Below are 19,079 nucleotides of genomic sequence, written 5' to 3'. Positions count from 1 at the left end.
CCGGCTCTTGCGTCCTCCGTATACAAGTCCGATAATGGACGCTGCGGGCTGTCAACAATTCTTGAATTTTCTTCTCGGGACAGCCCGGGGGCGGCGCGGTGGCCGACGAGGATCGCGAGGGTGCCCCGCCGGAAAGGCAGCCGGCGGCGGACTTACTGCCGGTCGTCTACGCCGAGCTGCGCCGGCTGGCCGCCGCGCTGGCCGCACGCCTGCCGCCCGGCCAGACCTTGCAGCCGACCGCCCTCGTCCACGAGGCGTACCTCCGACTGGTGGACGATCAGGACCCCGGCTGGAGCGGACGCCGCCACTTCTTCGGCGCCGCCGCGCGGGCGATGCGGGACATCCTCGTTGAGCAGGCCCGGCGCAAAGCAACCCACAAGCACGGCGGGGCGGCCCACCGCGTCGCGCTGATCGAGGGCCTGGCCATCATCGAGCCACCGGCCGATGAGCTCCTCGCCGTGGACGAGGCGATCCGGAAGCTGAAGGCGGAGAAGCCGCACCTAGCCGAGATCATTATGCTCCGGTACTTCGCCGGCCTGAGCGTGGACGAGACGGCCGCCGTCCTCGGGATCTCGGCCAGCACACTGGCGCGCGAGTGGCGCTTCGCGCGTGCCTGGCTGGCCCACCGACTGGGCGACGCGCTGAATGGGGTAGGACGAGTCGATGAATGACCGATCGGGCGACCCTGTCCAGGAGTTGTTCGACCGGGCGATCGCCTTGTCGCCGGAGCGGCGCGCGGCGTTCCTGGCGGTCACCTGCGCCGACAAGCCCGCCCTCCGCGCCGAGGTGGAGGGCCTGTTGGCGTGCGACGCGGAGTTCGCCGAAGGAGACGGCGACGAGGGCGTGTTCAAGAGCCCCCTGGTCCACGCGCTGTCGCCGGCGACACCGGGGGCCGACGGGTCGTCGCCCGCGGCGTGGCCCCCGGGCCCGCCAGTGCGGGTCGGCGGCTACCGGGTGCTGCGCCGCATCGCCGAGGGCGGCATGGGCGCCGTCTACGAGGCGGAGCAGGACAGCCCGCGCCGCACCGTCGCCGTCAAGGTCATCCGCCCCGGCCTCGCCTCTCCCGCCCTCCTCAAACGCTTCACCCACGAGGCCCAGATCCTGGCCCGGCTGCACCACCCCGGCATCGCGCCGGTCTACGAGGCCGGGCTGGCCGACGACGGCCAGCCGTTCTTCGCGATGGAGTTCATCCGCGGCCTGCCTTTGGACCAGTACGCCGACCGCCACGGCCTCGACCTCGACGCCCGCGTGGGCCTGGTGGCGCGGGTCTGTGACGCGGTGCAGCACGCCCACGACCGGGGCGTCATCCATCGCGACCTCAAGCCCGCCAACATCCTCGTCGAGGAGGCCGGACAGCCGAAGGTGCTCGACTTCGGCGTGGCCCGCGCCACCGACGCCGACCTGCTGACCGGCGCCGGCTTGACCCGCACCGGCCAGGTCCTCGGCACGCCGAATTATATGAGCCCGGAGCAGGTGACCGCCGACCCCGCCGCCATCGACCGGCGGGCCGACGTGTACGCCCTGGGGGTCATCCTGTTCGAGCTGGCGGCCCACCGCCTGCCGTATCGGCTGGAGGACCGGAACCTCGCCGAGGCCGCCCGGCTGATCCTGGAGCAGGACCCGCCGCGGCTCGGCTCGCTCGACCCGGAGCTGCGCGGCGACGTCGAGACGATCGTGGCCAAGGCGCTGGAGAAGGACCCGGCACGGCGCTACCCGTCGGCGGCGGACCTGGCGGCGGACCTGCGCCGCTGGCTGGCCCACGAGCCGATCCGGGCGCGACCGCCGTCGGCGCTCTATCAGCTGCGCAAGTTCGCCCGGCGGAACGCGGCCCTGGTGGGCGGGGTGCTTACCACCGTGGCGGCCCTGGTCCTGGGGCTGGTCGGCACGCTCCTCTTCGCCGTCGGCGAGGCCCGGCAGCGCACCCAGGCCGAGCGGAACGCCCGGGCGGCGTTCGGCGAGAAGCGTGAGGCGATGTCCCAGGCGTACCGCGCCCGGCTGGCCGCCGCGGTCGCGGCCCTGTCGGCGCACGACGTCGCCGGTGCCGCGCGCCAGCTCGACGCGGCGCCGGAGGAGCTGCGCGGCTGGGAGTGGCGGCACCTGCACAGCCGGCTCGACGACAGCTCGTCGGTGATCCCATTGCCCGATCGGAGACTCTCCTTCCTGCTCGGCGCCCCGGACCGGCTCCGGGTTGGAGCCTTCACATCCGACGGCCTGCGGCTCGACGACCTGGAGGGCGGCGAGGACCGGACCCTGCCGATCCGCCTCGCACGCGGGCCTTTCCCGGATTTCACCGTCACGCCGACCCGCCGCGGCCTTCGGGTCGCCGCGTGGGTCGGGAACACGGCCTTTGACCTGCTCGACGAAGCCGGCCGGCGCCTCGTGCGCGTGGAACGGCCCGGGAACAGCGAGCCCCATCCCGTCGTCGTGAGCCCGGACGGCACGCGGCTGGCGTGTCACTGGGATGACGGGGAGTGGAGGCGCCTCGTGGTGTTCGACACGACCTCCGGCAAGCCGGTGGCGGTCTGCGAGGGCCACCGCGCCGGGATCTATGGTTACACCTTCAGCCCGGACGGCACGCGGCTCGCCTCTTTCAGCGAAGACCAGACAGCGTGCCTGTGGGACCCGGCCACCGGCGCGCTGATCGCCACGTGTCGGGGGCATGCGAGCAAGCTCCTCGACGCCGCGTTCCGCCCCGACGGCGCGCGCCTCGTGACGAGCTCGGGGGACGGGACGGTGCGCCAGTGGGACGCGGCGACGGGCCGGGAAGTCGAACCGCCTTACGATCGTCATTCCGGCGAGGTCGCCGCGGTTGTGTACAGCCCGGACGGGCAATGGGTCGCCTCGGGGGGGGGGGCGGACCGGACCATCCGGGTGTGGTGGGCGACGGGCCGGCAGGATCTGGCGGTCCTGAATGGTCACACGGGGGCCGTGGTCGGGTTGGCGTTCGCCCCGAATGGCCGCCGGCTAGCCTCGCTCAGCATCGAGCATGGGCACGGCTATCGTGGGGACGACACGGTGCGGCTCTGGGACCTGGACCCCCGGGCGACCCTGCCGGTGTTGCGCGGCCATACCAGCTACGTCTACCCGGTGGCCTTCAGCCCCGACGGCCGCTGGCTGGCTTCGGGGAGCTGGGACGGCACGGCGTGCTTGTGGGATGGGGCGACCGGCGAGCCGTGCGCGGCCTTGCCTCACCCCGGCATCGTGTCCAGCCTGGCCTACAGCCCCGACGGGACGCGGCTGGTGAGCGAGAGCTACGGAGATCGCCGGTTGCGGATCTGGGACGCGGCGACGGCCCGCGTCCACAAGGAGATCCCGGATCCCGCCGGGTCCCTCCCCTTCGTGACTGCCAGTCCGGACGGAAGCCGAGACAGCACTTCGCCGCGGGTCCTTCGCGAGCTGATCCAGGACATGGTGATCGTCAGTCCGGACGGACGGAGAGCCGCCGCGACGGCGTACGACCACAAGGCCAAGTTTCACCTGGGCGTCCGCGACCTCGCGTCCGGCGAGCGGCTGTTCGCGGCCGAAGGTGCGGCCCTGGCCTACAGCCCCGACGGCCGCTGGCTGGCCGTCCGGGCCGCGGATGAGACGACCGTACTCCTCCTGGATGCACGGACGTATCAGACGGCCGGCCGATTCCTCGGCCACGAGAAGGGCGTCGTGTCGGCCACCTTCAGTCCCGACAGCCGTTGCCTCGCCTCGTGCGGCCTGGACCGCACCGTACGCCTGTGGCCGATCGACGGCGGCGCGTGCCGGGTGCTGCGCGGGCACACCGACGATGTCTTCGCGGCGGCCTTCCACCCCGACGGGACTCGCCTGGCCACGGCCGGCCGCGACGGGGCGGTCTGGCTGTGGGACCTGGCTCGCGGCGAGGAGGTGGCACGTCTCCCGGGCCACACGAGCTACATCTGGTCGCTGGCCTTCAGCCCCGACGGCGCGACGCTGGCGTCCGGATCGGGCGACTTCACGGTCCGACTGTGGGACACGACGCCGCTCAAGGCGCGCTACCGGGCGCGCCGTGAGGCTGCGGCCCTGCGACGCGAGGCCGAACGGCTCGTCGAGCGGTCGTGGAAGCCGAAGGGCGACCCTGCCGAGGTCATCGAGATGCTCCGGGCCGACCCCACGCTGAGCGAGCCGCTGCGCCATGCCGCCAGGCTCGCTGTGCTGCGGCGGGCCATGCCGCCAGGATCGGGGAAATGAGCGTCGAAAGGGCCCGCGGCACGGCCATGGTCCTCCCGTGGCGTTGCCTCCCGCGATCACCGTCGGGTTCGACTGCGACATCGTCCGTGCCCGATCCAGCGATGCCGCGCATCGTCCGACACTCCGATGTAGCCGTGCAAGACTGGCACAGCCGGCAGGGGTATGCGGGGGTTCTGACCGTGTTCGATCTCGCGGCGGGACCTGCACCCTAGATACTCATCGAAATCGTTGGACCCAACCGGACGGGAATGTTCCGTGGTCGACTAGTATTACTCCGTCATGTAGAATCTAGCTCATTCGACAACTCGACCGTCCTCTCGCAGAACGGGCACCATCCCGACCACAGCCAGAGCACGTGCTGGATCAGCCGGCGGACCTCCGGGATGGTTGCCGTGACGACCCCCGGCGCCCCCCTTTTCGCCCCCATCCGCCCGCAAGGAGACGAGGAAGGCGAAGGCGATCATCACCAGCGTCACGTGGTGGTGCCAACCTCGCCAGGATCGCCCCTCGAAGTGGTCCAACCCGAGTTCCTCCTTCATCTGCTGGTAGCCCTGCTCGATCTTCCACCGCAAGGCGTACCACTCCAGCTTCTCGATAGCGTCGGCCTTGCAGGTGACCGGCAGGTTCGTCAACAGCTTCCACTGGATCGGCTCGCGACCATCCGGCGTGCCCCGCTCGGTCGCGTGGATCACTGTCAGCTCAAGCTCGCTGTAACGCTTCTCCTTGCCCAGCGGCGGCTGGAGCCTGATCTTCTGGTACTTGACTACCAGCGTCGCGGCGGACGGCTTGCCCTGGCTGTCGCGTACCTCGATCCGATGTACGCCCTGGGCACGCCGCTCCTCCATCACCTCGGAGACGGTCGTCTCGCCGCCGTCGCCGGCCCGGCGGTTCACGCAGGTGCGGAAGAGGAACTTCGCATCCAACGATTCACACTCGCAGAACAGCTCGTAGATGTCGCTCTCGCGGTCGCCGACGTGGACGATCCGGTTCGGGTCGCCGAGGGTCGCGGTGGCTTGCCGGGCGTTCTGAAGCCAGCGGATGCTCTCCTTCTCCTCGATCGGGATCCGCGTGGTGTTGACCGAGTGTTTGCCGGCGTCGAGCGTCCTGCCCTTGAGGGCGTTGGTCCCCTTGAACTTCTGCCGCGTCCGGAGCTTGACGGCGGCGAGCCCCAGCGGCAGGCCGTCGGTCGTCACGACCAGGCTGGAATGCATGAGGATGCCGCAGACCGTGTGCATCCGCTGACGGCCGTGCCCGTCCTTCTGCCCCCTGGCGACCTTGTGCGTGAGGCCGATCGCCTCGGCGTCCTCGCGCGTGAAGGAGAACTCGGTGGTGTCGTGCAACACGAGCACCGGGCCGTTGACCGCCGCGAAACGCTCGTGCGTCGCGGCGAAGTGCCCGGCGAGGATGTCGCCCTCGTTCACGCGGTCATTGTCGAGGAAGCGATACGCGGCCTTGGTGGCCGCCCAGTCGCCGCACGCCAGCGGGATCGTCCGGCCGATGCCCTGCGACAACTGTTCCATCAGAATCCCGATCCGCTTGCCGAGCCGGGCGTCGGCGAACTGACAGCCGGCCAACTCCCGATCGACCTATGATCCCATGACCTCGGCCCCGTCCGAAGGGATGAGGCCGTCCGTGGCATCACAGCGACAATAGCCGCACGTCTGACACCCCAGGTGCGACGAATTTTTCCGCACGCGCCGCGTCACGCGACTTCGTGCCAGTCCGACCTGCTCACGCCCGCGTCTTCCCAGTCAGACAACGCCTCCTCGATGTTGTCGTAGAAGCTGTCCCACTTGCATGGCGAGTCGATGTCTTCGTACTGGAAGACATACGCGCCGCCATCGCCTTCCTCCACTTCGAGCCAACGAATACCCTTCCGTACTTTGTCAGGGGGAAATCCGTACCGTAGTTTCATCGGTCCGTCAGCGGAATATGGATGTTCCGCCCTCCGTTAAACTCAAAGTGGCCGTGTGGACCAACGTCGCCGTGACTGCCGGCCAGATCCGAAGGCGTAAATCGCACTCGCCGGCTCCAATCACTTGAATAGAACTGGTCGTCTGCTCCCTGTTTATAGCCGGGGCCCAGGAATTTCTCAGCATCAGTCAAGAACTGATCCACCGTACGAGGCGTCGCAGACACATGGTTATACCGATCCGGCTTGAAACCTGGTGCGGTCCGCGGTTGAGCCGTTACTGGATTGGGTCGGACTCTTGGTGCCGGTGTCCCGCTCGAGGTGGGAGAATTGTGGGTATTTGAAAGCCGGGTCACCCGTCCCGAGTCGATGGTCGTAGATCCATTGCTCGACGGGCTCTCTCCAGGCCGCGGCCGTGGGCCTAACAGCCTCCTAACGAACGATCGAAACAGGCGGGGCCGCCTCCCTATGCTTCGACCCGCCCACCGATCGAACTACACCGACTGTCGTTCAAAGCCTCGGAAAGCTGAGACCGGACCGGAAGGCCGTGGGTGGCCCTGCCCTTGTATCCCGGGCTCAGGGCGGTCCGGCCACTCGGATGTGGTTTTCACTCAATACTACAGCTCCCCGCTTGGGAGACGGCCCGAACCATTGCCACGATCCCGGCCCGGACGGCCTCGGGCAGGGCCGGCCAGACGTCGATGACCTCCGCAAGGTCTGGGTATATCGGACGGGTGTCGGTGGGCAAATGGTGGGCAACGGACGGGTCGGCCATGCGCAAGGCATTAACGCAAATAACATTAGGGTTATTAGTTCGCTGACTCTTAATCCGCAGGTCTCCGGTTCGAGTCCGGACGCCGCTATTCGCCCCCCTCACCGCCAGGTCCCGCTCCAGGCCGTCAAACCCCGCCACTGTCATGGCTCTACGGCCGATCTCCTCGCCGACCATCTGTACGCCCTTCGCGTCAGCATCCGCCACCGTCCGGCCCGATCCGTCCCCTCCGGTGGTCAAGGGGATTGTTGATGCGTCCCCCGTCCGTCCCTGTCGCCGCCATGAATTCGCGGCTCGGGCTGTCCGGGCGGAGGCTGCGAAGCGATGAGGCCGCACTCTCGATGTCGACCATCCTCGGCCGGGTGTAGCGTCCGGTCAGCTCCAGCGTCGAGTGACGCATGAGCTTCTGGACGACTCGGGGCGAGACCCCGGCCTGATCGGCCAGCGTCGCGCACTGGCACCGCAAGGCATGGAAGTCGAAGACGAGGCCCCCCTGGCCCTTGTAGGCGATCCCCGCGGCGGCCAGGTCGAGCTTCAGCATGTCCGCGCCTTTGTCCGGAAGCGGGAGGACCGGGGCTCCCGGTGGCAAGTAGGCGTCGGTCTCGCGGAGCTTGCGAATGATCTGCTCGGGCGAGTGTCGGATGCGCTTCATCGAAAGTCCTCCCGCCCTCATGGGCCGACGAGCGACCGAACTGCCCCGTGGGAGTAAAACTCATCATCCCTTGCGGCTCCCCTGACCAAGTGCCGACCGGATCATCGCCAAGGTGGCGGCCCTGATCGGCTCGGGGAGTTCAGGCCAAGCGACGATGACTTCGGCCAGGTCTGGGGGCGTCTCTCGAATCCCGAAGGGAAAGGGAAGGGATTTGCGACCGCCGATATGATGCGAAGCCTTTACCTGATCGCAATTTATAGCTGGACCATCAGGGGACTTAAAATCCCCCGGGGGGAACCCCCGTGTGGGTTCGAATCCCACCGCCGGTAATGGAGTTATGGAAATGAGCGAGGAGCCCGTCCTGCCCTCCCGGTGAGAAATTGGTCGGTTCGCCCTCGACGCACGGAATTGACGTTGGCCGGCGAGGGGGCGACATGGGATCGCTCCAGGAACGGGACGGCAGCGTCTGGATCCACTTCAACCTCCGGCGTAAGCGATGGGCCTTCAGTGTCGGAAGCTTGCCCAAGTCGTAGGCCGGCACCGAGTCTGGCCAGGGCGATGACTTGCTGATGTGAACGAAGGTGCCGCCCCGACCGAGGCAGTCGGCGCGACGCTTCTTCGCGGAGAGACCTCGCTGGCGGTGCTTCGCGACCGCGACGCGGAGACTCAGGGCAACGGGACGATTCAGGCTCAGGTGCTCAAGAAGATCGACTGCCACTTCCAGCGCCCGGCCCGGCATCTTGGCGAGATCCGCTCCTGCCTCCCCGACCACTTGCTCGTCGTCGCCGCCTCCGGGGGTCACCTCGTCCAGGTGCGGATTTCCGATCCTCCCGGGCGATTTCAGCGAGGATTGGCCCGGGCTCGGGAACAAAACGATTTTGCGAGAGCGAAAAGTTTGTAGGATGTTTAACGTGAAGCATTAGGTAAAGGCTCGACCGAGGATCTTCCTCGTTCGACCCATCCGCGAATGGATTCGATGGGCCACGGCTGATCGGTCCGAGTCGGACCGTCGAGTCCGTGTGACGGGAGAAGCGAGGAATGGGTAACTGGCGCGCGATTTTCCTCAATCTAGTGCTCGCGATACTCGCGCCCACGACCTTTGCGCTGGCCGGAGGGCCGGCTCCGACGGACGAAGCCACCAAAGAATTCGAAGCGGCCACGGTCCCGCTCGTGAAGCGATATTGCCTGGAGTGCCACTCGACCGAGGAGCAAGAAGGCGACCTCGACCTGGAACGGTTCACCAAGCTCGACCAGGTCCGGAACGCGCCTCGGGTCTGGCAACGGGTTGCCGAGTTGATCGAGAACGGCGAGATGCCCCCCAAGGAGGCGCGCCAGCCGAACGAAGCCGAACGGACCCGGCTCCGCCAATGGGTCAGGGGCTTCCTGGCCACCGAGGCGACCCGGCTGGCCGGCGACCCCGGGCGAGTGGTCCTCCGGCGGCTGAATAACGCCGAGTACACGTATACGCTCCGCGATCTGACGGGCGTCACCTCGCTCGATCCGGCCCGCGAATTCCCGGTCGATGGCGCGGCGGGCGAGGGGTTCACGAACACCGGCAATGCGCTGGTGATGTCGCCCTCGCTGGTCACGAAGTATCTGGACGCGGCGAAGGACGTCGCCGGTCACGCGGTCCTCCTGCGCGACGGTTTCCGATTCTCGGCCGGGACGACCTCCCGCGACTGGACCGAGGAGACCCTGGCCAAGATCCGCGACTTCTACCGTGAGTTCACCGACCCGCGCGGTGGCGGCGACCAGGTCAATCTCCAGGGCATCGTCTTCGACACGAACCAGGGCGGACGCCTTCCCTTCGAACGCTACTTCGCGGCGACGGTCGCCGAGCGTGAGGCCCTGACCTCGGGGGCGAAGACCATCGAAGGCGTCGCCAGCGCCCGCGGCTTGAATGCCAGGTACCTGGGGACGCTCTGGAAGAGCCTGACCGAGCCCAAGCCATCGATGTTGCTCGGCGGACTCCAGGCCCGATGGCGGGCCGCCAAGCCCGAGGACGTCCCCGCGCTCGTCGCCGAGGTTGCCGCCTGGCAGAAGGGGCTCTGGAAGTTCGCCAGCGTCGGCCACATCGGCAAGCTGAACGGGCCCAAGGCGTGGATGGAGCCGGTCAGCCCGCTGATCGCCAGCCAGGAAGTCCGGTTCAAAATTCCGCACTCGACCGACGGCAAGGACGTGACCCTCTCACTCGTCGCCCGTGACGCCGGGGACGGCAACGATCACGACTTCGTCGTCTGGGGACAACCGAGACTTGTCGCTCCCGGCCGACCGGACGTCCCCCTGCGAGACATCCGCCGGGTCGCTCGCGACCTCTCGACGAGGCGGGATCGACTCTTCGCGGACACGGCGAAGTACCTCGACGCCTCGGCCGAGGTCGAGGCCAGTCAAGGCAAAGCCGACGTCAGTGCGTTGGCCCAGGCTCGCGGCCTCGACCAGGGCGCTCTCCGGGGCTGGCTCGACTACCTGGGGATTATCCCGGCAGACGCCTTGACCTTGACCGGCCACTTCACCACGAAGCTCGCCCGCACCGGGGACTACGACTTCATCAACGGCTGGGGCAAGGATGAGACGCCCTTGCTGCTGGCCAACTCGTCCGACCAGCATGTCCGGATTCCCGGCAACATGAAGCCGCACGGTGTCGCGGTCCACCCGTCGATCACCCTCCGGGCGGCCATCGGCTGGCAGAGCCCCGTGACTTCCCGGGTGCGTGTCGAGGCCTCGGTGCAACACGCCCACCCCGAATGCGGCAACGGTGTGACCTGGTCGCTGGAACTCCGGAGGGGGACGAACCGTCGTCAGCTCGCCCAGGGCACAGCGACGGGGAGCAAGGAATGGAAGGTCGGCCCGATTGACGGGCTCTCCATCCACGAGGGCGACCTCGTCTCGCTCTCGATCGGCCCGCGCGACGGGAATCATTCGTGCGACCTGACGGCGGTCGACCTCAAGATCTCCGAAGCCGGCGAGGCCGCGCGGACCTGGGACCTCGCCGCCGACGTTTCGGGCGACATCCTGGCCGCCAACCCCCATGCCGACCGCTTGGGTCATCCGGGCGTCTGGCACTTCTACACCGAGCCTGACAAGGGCGGAGTCGAAGCCGGGACGGGCGTTCCCGTCGGCTCGGTCCTGGCCCGATGGCAGGACGCGAAGGGGGCCGACGACAAGCATCGGCTCGCCGAGGAGGCGCAACGACTCTTCACAACGGGTGCTCTCGCGCCCAAGGACAGCCCCGACGCGACTCTCCGCCAGCAACTCCGGTCGCTCGGCGGCCCTCTGCTCGGCACGATCCTTCGATCCCGCCCCGATGGAGCCGCCATGACCGAGGGAGACCCGACCGCCGGGCCGGACTGGGGACTCGATCCCGGGCTCTTCGGCAAGCACCCCAAGGGCGGGACCGTCGAAGCCGCCAGCCTCTGCGTCCAGGCACCGTCCGTGATCTCGTTTCAGCTCCCGGCCGAACTGGCCGAAGGGGCCGAGCTGGTCACGACCGGGACCCTCCACCACGCCTCTGGTGCGGAGGGGAGCGTCCAGCTCGGAGTGACCGCCGGCGCGCCTCCCCGCGACTCCGGCCTGCATCCCAGCCAGGTGACGGTGACGATGGATGCCGGCCCCTGGACGTCGGACAACCGCCGGACGTCGTTCGGATCGCCGATCATCGTCAACGAGGGGAGCGCGAGACGGAAGCGGATCGAGGCCGCCCTCGACGAGTTCCGCAACCTGTTCCCCGCGGCGCTCTGCTACGTCAAGATCGTCCCGGTCGACGAGGTCGTCACGCTCACGCTGTTCTACCGGGAGGATCAGCACCTCGCGCGACTCATGCTCGATGAGACGCAGAAAAAGGAGCTCGACCGACTCTGGGACGAGCTGCACTTCTCCAGCCTCGACGCGTTGACCCTGGTCGACGCCTTCGCCCAGTTGATGGAATATGCCTCGCAAGATGCCGACCCCAAGGTCTTCGAACCGCTCAGGAAGCCGATCAACGACCGAGCCGAGGCCTTCAAGCGACTCCTGGTCGAGTCCGAGCCCAGGCAGCTCGACGCTCTGATCGCGTTCGCCGGACGGGCTTACCGACGACCCGTGACTGAGGATGAATCGACTCAGCTCCGTGTGCTCTACAAGGGGCTGCGGGCGCAGGAGATCCCGCACGACGAGGCATTCCGACTGACTCTGGCCCGGATCCTGGTCGCGCCGGCGTTCCTCTATCGATCCGAGAAGCCGGTCCCGGGCACCGGGCAAGGTCCGGTCTCGAACGTCGAGCTGGCCACCCGCCTGAGCTACTTCCTCTGGTCGTCGCAGCCCGACGAGGAGCTGCGAGAGCTCGCCGAGTCCGGCCGGCTCGGCGACCCCGAGATCCTCGCGAAACAGGCCCGACGGATGCTCCGCGATGAGAAGTCCCGGCGACTCGCGACGGAGTTCGCTTGCCAGTGGCTCCACATTGCCGACTTCGACCAGCTCGACGAGAAGAGCGAGCGGCACTTCCCCACGTTCCTGGGTCTCCGCGGCGCGATGTACGAGGAGTCGGTCCGCTTCTTCACCGACCTCTTCCAGAACGACGGATCGGTGCTCGGGATCCTCGACGCCGATCACACATTCCTGAATGGGCCGCTGGCCGAGCATTACGGAGTTCCCAGGCAACCGACCGATAAGGCCGACGACTGGCGGCGTGTCGACGGGATCAGGCGTTACGGCCGCGGCGGCATCCTCGGCCAGGCGACCACACTGGCCAAGCAATCGGGCGCGTCGCGGACCAGCCCGACCCTCCGGGGCAACTGGATCAGCGAAGTCCTCCTCGGCGAACGCCTGCCACGCCCGCCGAAGGGGGTCCCGCAGCTCCCCGACGATGAGGCGGCCACCGACGGACTGACCGTCCGCCAACTCGTCGAGAAGCACGCCAATGACGCGAAATGCGTCGTCTGCCACCAGCGGATCGACCCGCTCGGGTTCTCGCTCGAAGCCTTCGACGCGATCGGACGCCGGCGCGACAAGGACCTGGGCGACCGGCCGATCGACACGAAGGCGAAGGCGATGGACGGGAAGACTTTCGAAGGGCTCGAAGGCCTGGCGGATTATCTCCTGACCACGCGCCGCGACGCCTTCCTGAAGCAAGCCTGCCGGAAGCTCCTCGGCTTCGCGCTGGGTCGCTCGACGCAGCTTTCCGATGACGTCCTCCTGAACGAGATGCAGTCCGCCCTGGCATCGAACGGCTACCGGATCGGCTCGGCGATCGACGTGATCGTCAAGAGCCGCCAGTTCCGCGAGATCCGCGGGCGCGAGACCGCTTACACAGATTGACGCCGGCGCGAGACCGCCGACACGGATTTGAATTCCCAATCTCACACCCTTCCCGACCGGAGTCGCCCCGGATGACGAACCACCGATTCAGCCGCCGAACGATGCTCCGAGGGCTCGGCGTCTCGATGGCCCTCCCCTGGCTCGAGTCGCGTCCCGTCTGGGGCGATGTCCCGGTCATCAAGGGCGGAGGCAGCGATGCCCCCGTCCGCCTGGCCGTCCTCTTCGCGGGCAACGGGTTCCACAGCAAGGAGTGGTGGGCCAAGGGCTCAGGCGCGGGGATGGAACTGGGCCAGGTGCTCGCCCCGCTGAATGACTTCCGGGAGAAGATGCTCTTCATCAAGGGCCTCTATAACGAGCAGGCCCTCAAGGGGAACATCCACAGCTCGCAGACCGGCAACATCCTTTCCGGCTCGCCGTTGGCCTCCGGCGGCGAGATTCGCTCGGGGACGAGCGTCGACCAGTGGCTCGCGGCGACCTACGGCCGGTCGACCAAGGTGCCCAGCCTGGTCCTCGGATGCGAGAAGTCGAATCCGTCGGTCCACAAGAATTATTCGATGCTCTACAGCTCGCATATTTCGTGGACCTCTCCGACCACGCCGACGCCGCTCGAGCTCTATCCCGCCCTCGCCTTCGATCGCCTCTTCAAGGACGAGGTGCGCCGGGGCGACAAGAGCGTCCTCGACGCCGTCCTGGAGGATGCCAGCGCCCTCCGCCGCCAGGTCAGCACGACCGACCAGATCAAGCTCGATGAATACCTCGAATCGGTCCGCGACGTGGAGCGTCGGATCGAGGGGGCGGGCAAGCGTGGAGAGCTTCAGGGCTGGCGGCCGACGCTCGACAAGCCCAATATCCCCCGGCCTCCCGAGGGCATTCCCCAGGACATCGCCGACCACATGCGGCTGATGTGCGACATCCTCGTCCTCGGCTTCCAGACCGACACCACGCGCATCACCACGCTCAAGCTGAACAACGACCACTCGTCGCTCCGGTTCCCGAACCTGGGCGTCGATTACATGATTCATCACCTCCTGTCGCACTCCGACACGGCCGACTGGCTCAAGGTGAATCAGTTCTTCGTCAGCCAGCTCGCCTACATCGCCCGGAAGCTCGACGCCATCCAGGAAGGCGAACGTACCGCCCTCGACAACTCGATGCTGATGATGTGCTCCAGCATGATGAGCGGCGGCCACGACGCCACCCAGCTCCCCGTCGTGATGCTGGGACGGGGCGGCGGCAAGATCGTGACCGGCAAGGTCCTCGACTACAGCAAGGAGTCGAACCGGCAAATGTGCCGACTCTACCTGTCGATGATGAACAAGATGGACGTCAAGCTCGACCGCTTCGGCGATGCCACCGAGCCTCTCAAAGAAATTTGAGCGACCGGAATCGAATGGCCCGACCCCAGGAAACCGTGCCCGACCCCGTCTTCGACCCTCTCACAATGAGGGGATCGACGGGGTCTTCGGCTCGCTCTTCCTGTCCCCGGATGCGGCGGACGCCCTCGGCCCGGGCCCTGACACTCTTGCTCGTCGGAGTAGAGCGTCCGGGGCGGTCGTCCAAAGCGACAGGGCCCGTCGGAATCGTCGCGAGCGACCAAGGCCTGCCCCTTAGCGCTCGGACAGGAGCACGCGGGGAACGACTTGGACGGCGGGCTGACCATTAGTCGACGTCCGACGCGAGTCCTCGGCTCGGCGCGGATGCGCTCGGCCAACTGCTCGGCGGTCTTGTGGCTTCGATGCGCAGGACGACCTCCCTGTCAAAGGAAGATGGGTTAATCGCCCGGACAGTTTGCCCGCGAATGAATCCCGGAAATCCGATCAGACCAACGGGGTGCGGGCACGACGTCGATTAATCATTCCTCAATGCGTCGATCGGATTGAGCAGGGCGGCCTTGATCGCGGGGAGGAGCCCGAAGACGGTCCCGGTCCCGGCCGAGATGCCGAAGCCGAGCGCGACGGCCCACCAGGGGACGATGATGTCGACCATCCTCGGATGGGCGCTCGCCAGTGCGCAGAGGGTGAACCCGAGGGCGACCCCGAGCCCCCCCCCGGCGAGGCTGAGGATCACCGCCTCGGCGAGGAACTGCGTGAGGATGTCGCGCCGGCGGGCGCCGAGGGCTTTCCTCAGGCCGACCTCGCGCGTGCGTTCGGTGACGCTGACGAGCATCATGTTCATGATCCCGATCCCGCTGACCAGGAGCGAGATCCCGACGATCCCGGCCAGCATCGCAGAGGCAAGGAGGCTCACGTTGTTGAAGATGCCCAGGATCTCGTCCTGTGTCCTGATGCTGAAATCATTCGGTTGCGAGGCGCCAAGGCCGTGGCGTCGGCGCAACAGATTGACGATCTGAGAACGGGCCTCGGGCACGGCTTCTTCCGAGACCGCCATCGCGGCGAAGGCGATCTTCCGCCGGAACGCGGGGTAGATCTTCAGGGCCGTCGTGTAGGGGATCAGGACGAGGTCATCCTGACTCGACCCGAGGACGTCTCCTTTCTCCTTGAGAAGCCCGATCACCCGGAATCGATGACCGTCGATGAGCACCGTCCCGCCGACCAGCCCGTCGTCTGCATTGAGGTTGCGCAAGACCTCTCGCCCGAGCACGCAGACCTGGTGGCCCTGCTCCACGTCGACCAGCGCGAACGGCCTGCCGACGTCGACGAAGAACTTCCGGATCGCGTGGTATTCCGCGGAGACGCCCTCCAGCGCGGACTTGGCCTCCTCCCGGCCGTTCCTGACGAGGACCGACGTCTGCCTGGCGACGGGTGAGACGGCTCGGAGGGCCGTGCAGACGCTCTCGACTTCCTCGATGTCATGCACGTCCATCTCGATCTGCCCGAGCATGCTGCCGAGGTCGCCGGCGGGCCGCTCGGGCCAGACCCACATCGCGTTGGTGCCCATCCCCTGGAGGAACTCGCCGACGAAGCCGGAAAACCCGCGGACCACGCTGACCACGGTGATCGTCGACGCCACGGCGATCACCATCCCCAGGATGGTCAGCATCGACCTCAACTTGTTCGCCCAGAGCTGCTCGACGGCGCAGCCAACGTTAACGAGCGCCATCATGAGATGGACCCCGCGAAGCCGCCCGGCGAGTGCTCGCGGTGGGACGCCGTGACATCGGCCTGGATCGAGCCGTCCCGGACGCGGACGATCCGGCGGCATCGGCGGGCGACGTCGGGCTCGTGGGTGACGATGACGATCGTCTGCCCCTGGTCATGGAGCTCGGCGAAGAGGCCGAGAATCTCCTCACCCGTCCTGGTATCCAGATTGCCCGTCGGCTCGTCGGCCAGGAGGATCGCGGGCTGCTGCGCCAGGGCACGCGCGATCGCGACGCGCTGCCGCTGTCCGCCCGACATCTGCGCCGGCCGATGCCCCATGCGGTCGGCGAGGCCGACCCTGCGGAGCGCCTCGGCGGCCCGCTCGCGACGTCCGGGCACCCCGGTGTAAATCAAGGGGAGCTCGACGTTCTTCAGGGCGGTCTGGCGGGGCATCAGTTCGAAGGTCTGGAAGACGAAGCCGATCCGTCGCCCTCGGATCCGCGCCAGCTCCGACTGCGAGAACCGCGAGACGTCGGCGCCGTCGAGCCAGTATCGCCCGGCGGTGGGGACGTCCAGGCATCCGAGGATGTTCATCAACGTCGACTTCCCCGATCCCGACGGGCCCATGATCGCGATCATCTCATTCTCGCGGATCAGGAGGTCGACCCCGCGGAGGGCGCGCACGGTCTCGTCGCCCACGCGATATTCCTTGGTGATCCCCTCGAGACGGATGACCGGGCGGGCGAGCGTCATCGACGGTCTCCCGTCTCGGTCGACTCGCGGACGGGCTGGCCGTCCCTCAACTCGTCCAGGGCGCGGAACGGGCCGACGACCACGCGATCGTCGGGCCCGAGCCCCGAGAGGATCTCGACCCGGCGCTCATCGCTCAGCCCGGTCTCCACCGGCCTGGCGCGTGCGACCCCCTTCTCGGCCACGAAGACGACTTTGATGTAGCGAGAATTGGCGTCGCGTGCCGACTCGCCAGGGGACCGGGCGTTGCGCTCGGCCCAGGCCCGGACCTCGGGCGTGTCGGGCAGGTCCTTTCGCTTACGATGGACGACCGCCTGGACGGTCGAGCCGAAGGCGTCGGGTACGCGGCGGACCTCGATCTCGACCGTCGCGGTCATCCCGGCTCGCAGCGCAGGGTCGGGCTTGTCGATGCTGACCCTCGTCTCGAAGCTGACCGAGTCGTTCTTCTTCCTCCCCTTGGGTGCCACTTTGTCCACGGTGGCTTCGATCGGCAGATGGCCGCCCGATTGGAGGAAGACCCGGGCACGCTGGCCGGGGAGGATCATGGGAATATCGGACTCGTCGACCTCGGCGGAGACGCGCATATGGGTCAGATCACTGACGGTCATCAGGATCGAGCCCGGGAGGTTGGGCGTGCCCGCGATCACGATCTCTCCGACGGCCACGTCGACCCTCGCCACGACCCCGTCGATCGGGGCGAGGATCTCGGTCCGCTTCAACTCCTCACGGCTGATTTGCCAGAGGGCCTCGCTCTCGGACAATTCCTGCCGGCACATCTGCAACGCCGCCTCGGACTTGGAGACGAGCGAACGGGCATCGGCCAGCTCATTCGGGGCGGAGAATCCGCGGTTCGCGAGCTTGCCGAACTGCATCTGGTCGCGGCTGGCCTTCGCCAGGTCGGTCTCGGCCTGGTCGATCGCGGCCCTGAGCCGGCCGGAACGGGCCTGCGATGATGTGAGTCGGGCCCGCGCGTCTGCGTCATCCAGGCGCACGAGCACTTGCCCCGCCTTGACGTAGTCCCCTGATTTCACGTTGACCGCGACGACCCGGCCCGAGATCTGGGAGCCGACCTTCGCCTCCTCGATCGGCTCGACCTCACCCGGCGCCGTGATCTTGCGGACGATCGGCCCGCGCGTCGGGAGCTCGGTCCTCAGCTCGACGGCGGGAACCTTCAGCAGATGCCAGTCGAGGTCGAACGAGCCGCGCTCTCGCCAGATATTCGCCGCCGTCAAGCCCCCGACGAGAGACGCACCGATCACAAGGGTGATCAGGGTTCGAACCCAGGCCGCGCCCGAGCGGCGGCGAGCCGGCCCCTCGGCGATCCCGGGGTCGTAGGTACGGGTTTCGCGTTTCTTGGAGGCCGGATCGCCCGCGCCAGGACCATCGACGGCCGCCTGATTCGGCGCGCCCGGTCGTGATCGACTCGCAGTGGCCTGAGGGTTCATGATCTCACCGATCAGGGTTGCGGGATCGATCCCCGAGGATTCAGGCGTCGAGGTCCCGTCCGGGTGCATCGACGCCAGCGGGGGGGGCGGCCCGCAAGGCACGAACACATAGACGACCGAAGGGGACAGGCAGGCCGATCGCGGGCCGCCTGAGGCCTCGTCCGTCAGGGGCTCGGTGGTTGATTGGTCCTCGTCGTCGAAGAACAGCGGGTCGAGTCCGACGTCCTTGTCCCAGTGGCCGATCCCTTGTTCGCTCATCTCAGGCTCCTAGGGGGCGGCCCCCGCATCAAGGACGGTCGGGGAGCAGCATGAGGCGCATCGCCGCGCCGGCTGTCATGGTGATGAGGACGCGGATCGCCGCCTCGGTGAAAGCGAACAGGGCGCAGACCAGACCGGAGGTCGCGAGATTCGCCTGGCCCCGTCGCCACCCGGCCATCGCCAGCGCGGTCCAGCCCCAGAGGGCGAAGGCATCGGCCTGCCGCAAGAGCACCCAGACCCCGGCCTGATAGCGCCCCGCCGGCAAGGCTAACGCCAGCGAGGTGTCGATTTCATCGGTTCGAAGCGTGAGGACAAGGGCCACGTGAAGGGCCAGCCCCAGCACCCAGATCCCCTGCAACGCCGCGTATTCTCCGAGGGCGAGCCCGAAGCCAATTGGACGCCCGACGAGCGCCGCCAGGGCGCCCAGGGCCGTCGCCACTGCGAGCGCCCTGAGGGCGGGCGCAAGCGGCTCGAGGACGAAATCGGCGATCATGGCAAGCGTGACCCAGAACGAGAGTGTCTCGCGCTGATCATGGATCGCCTCGCGGATCTGGACATCACTCACCTCACCGACCGCCCTGGACTCGGCGCGGGCCACGCCGAGTTCCACCGCGTGGGTCAGGCCATCAAGCTTGACACCGGAGACCCATAGAACACAATTCATTGAAATAATAATCACCGCCCAGATGGCCAGGATCGTGCCCGCCGACCGGTCGCGCGGAGCTTCCGACTCGATCGTTCCGGTCATCGCGTCCGACCTCCC

General features: G+C 67.7%; 11 protein-coding genes and 1 tRNA gene. 5 read left to right on the top strand and 7 right to left on the bottom strand.

Going from position 1 to position 19,079, the window contains the following annotated elements; all coding sequences use genetic code 11:
- The first annotated feature begins 98 nt into the window (after window positions 1-98).
- Both EP7_RS04760 and EP7_RS04755 read left to right on the top strand, forming a co-directional pair.
- Complete coding sequence (locus tag EP7_RS04760) at window positions 99-671, top strand: ECF-type sigma factor (RefSeq protein ID WP_463526450.1); 573 nt, start codon at window positions 99-101, stop codon at window positions 669-671.
- Entirely contained in the window at window positions 664-4,197 is a 3,534-nt protein-coding gene (locus tag EP7_RS04755) for a WD40 repeat domain-containing serine/threonine protein kinase (protein ID WP_463526449.1), read from the top strand. Before EP7_RS04760 ends, EP7_RS04755 begins: the two co-directional genes overlap by 8 nt.
- Before the next feature lie 293 nt (window positions 4,198-4,490).
- Here the strand turns inward: EP7_RS04755 and EP7_RS04750 are convergent, their stop codons facing one another.
- From EP7_RS04750 to EP7_RS04740, 3 genes are all read right to left on the bottom strand, one after another.
- Window positions 4,491-5,771 carry an IS4 family transposase gene (locus tag EP7_RS04750; RefSeq protein ID WP_463526448.1) on the bottom strand — a complete coding sequence of 427 codons (1,281 nt, stop codon included), beginning with the start codon at window positions 5,769-5,771 and terminating at the stop codon, window positions 4,491-4,493.
- A 128-nt stretch (window positions 5,772-5,899) separates the two neighbouring features.
- Window positions 5,900-6,052: a hypothetical protein gene (locus EP7_RS04745; protein WP_463526447.1), complete on the bottom strand. Its 153-nt coding sequence runs from the start codon at window positions 6,050-6,052 to the stop codon at window positions 5,900-5,902.
- 1,022 nt (window positions 6,053-7,074) lie between these two features.
- Window positions 7,075-7,533 carry a tyrosine-type recombinase/integrase gene (locus tag EP7_RS04740; RefSeq protein ID WP_463526446.1) on the bottom strand — a complete coding sequence of 153 codons (459 nt, stop codon included), beginning with the start codon at window positions 7,531-7,533 and terminating at the stop codon, window positions 7,075-7,077.
- Between the two features lie 241 nt (window positions 7,534-7,774).
- On the opposite strand from EP7_RS04740, the gene EP7_RS04735 reads away from it, so the two are divergent.
- The 3 genes from EP7_RS04735 to EP7_RS04725 all read left to right on the top strand — a co-directional run bounded on the left by EP7_RS04735 (window position 7,775) and on the right by EP7_RS04725 (window position 14,201).
- A tRNA-Leu gene (locus tag EP7_RS04735) sits at window positions 7,775-7,862 on the top strand.
- 709 nt (window positions 7,863-8,571) lie between these two features.
- Window positions 8,572-12,825, top strand: coding sequence for a DUF1592 domain-containing protein (locus EP7_RS04730; RefSeq protein ID WP_463526445.1), 4,254 nt, complete (start codon window positions 8,572-8,574; stop codon window positions 12,823-12,825).
- A 71-nt stretch (window positions 12,826-12,896) separates the two neighbouring features.
- Window positions 12,897-14,201 carry a DUF1552 domain-containing protein gene (locus tag EP7_RS04725; RefSeq protein WP_463526444.1) on the top strand — a complete coding sequence of 435 codons (1,305 nt, stop codon included), beginning with the start codon at window positions 12,897-12,899 and terminating at the stop codon, window positions 14,199-14,201.
- Window positions 14,202-14,673: 472 nt separating this feature from the next.
- Here the strand turns inward: EP7_RS04725 and EP7_RS04720 are convergent, their stop codons facing one another.
- The 4 genes from EP7_RS04720 to EP7_RS04705 are packed head-to-tail and all read right to left on the bottom strand — an operon-like array spanning window position 14,674 to window position 19,064.
- Complete coding sequence (locus tag EP7_RS04720; protein WP_463526443.1) at window positions 14,674-15,888, bottom strand: ABC transporter permease; 1,215 nt, start codon at window positions 15,886-15,888, stop codon at window positions 14,674-14,676.
- On the bottom strand, window positions 15,885-16,616 hold the full coding sequence (locus EP7_RS04715) for an ABC transporter ATP-binding protein (protein WP_463526442.1): 732 nt from the start codon (window positions 16,614-16,616) through the stop codon (window positions 15,885-15,887). The genes EP7_RS04720 and EP7_RS04715 overlap by 4 nt, the downstream gene beginning before the upstream one ends.
- Complete coding sequence (locus tag EP7_RS04710) at window positions 16,613-18,316, bottom strand: efflux RND transporter periplasmic adaptor subunit (RefSeq protein WP_463526441.1); 1,704 nt, start codon at window positions 18,314-18,316, stop codon at window positions 16,613-16,615. Before EP7_RS04710 ends, EP7_RS04715 begins: the two co-directional genes overlap by 4 nt.
- 28 nt (window positions 18,317-18,344) lie before the next feature.
- On the bottom strand, window positions 18,345-19,064 hold the full coding sequence (locus tag EP7_RS04705) for a hypothetical protein (protein WP_463526440.1): 720 nt from the start codon (window positions 19,062-19,064) through the stop codon (window positions 18,345-18,347).
- Window positions 19,065-19,079 lie beyond the last annotated feature (15 nt).

The sequence above is a fragment of the Isosphaeraceae bacterium EP7 genome (assembly GCA_038400315.1).
GTDB lineage: Bacteria > Planctomycetota > Planctomycetia > Isosphaerales > Isosphaeraceae > EP7.
The sequence above is the reverse complement of the archived record's forward strand: the minus strand, read 5'-3'. Positions and strand labels throughout refer to the sequence as shown.

What these genes read in the sequence shown, in the direction of transcription:
- EP7_RS04725 (WP_463526444.1), top strand. Translation starts at nt 12,897, where the DNA reads ATGACGAACCACCGATTCAGCCGCCGAACGATGCTCCGAGGGCTCGGC.
- EP7_RS04710 (WP_463526441.1), bottom strand. Translation starts at nt 18,316, where the DNA reads ATGAGCGAACAAGGGATCGGCCACTGGGACAAGGACGTCGGACTCGAC.
- EP7_RS04705 (WP_463526440.1), bottom strand. Translation starts at nt 19,064, where the DNA reads ATGACCGGAACGATCGAGTCGGAAGCTCCGCGCGACCGGTCGGCGGGC.
- EP7_RS04730 (WP_463526445.1), top strand. Translation starts at nt 8,572, where the DNA reads ATGGGTAACTGGCGCGCGATTTTCCTCAATCTAGTGCTCGCGATACTC.
- EP7_RS04715 (WP_463526442.1), bottom strand. Translation starts at nt 16,616, where the DNA reads ATGACGCTCGCCCGCCCGGTCATCCGTCTCGAGGGGATCACCAAGGAA.
- EP7_RS04755 (WP_463526449.1), top strand. Translation starts at nt 664, where the DNA reads ATGAATGACCGATCGGGCGACCCTGTCCAGGAGTTGTTCGACCGGGCG.
- EP7_RS04720 (WP_463526443.1), bottom strand. Translation starts at nt 15,888, where the DNA reads ATGATGGCGCTCGTTAACGTTGGCTGCGCCGTCGAGCAGCTCTGGGCG.
- EP7_RS04740 (WP_463526446.1), bottom strand. Translation starts at nt 7,533, where the DNA reads ATGAAGCGCATCCGACACTCGCCCGAGCAGATCATTCGCAAGCTCCGC.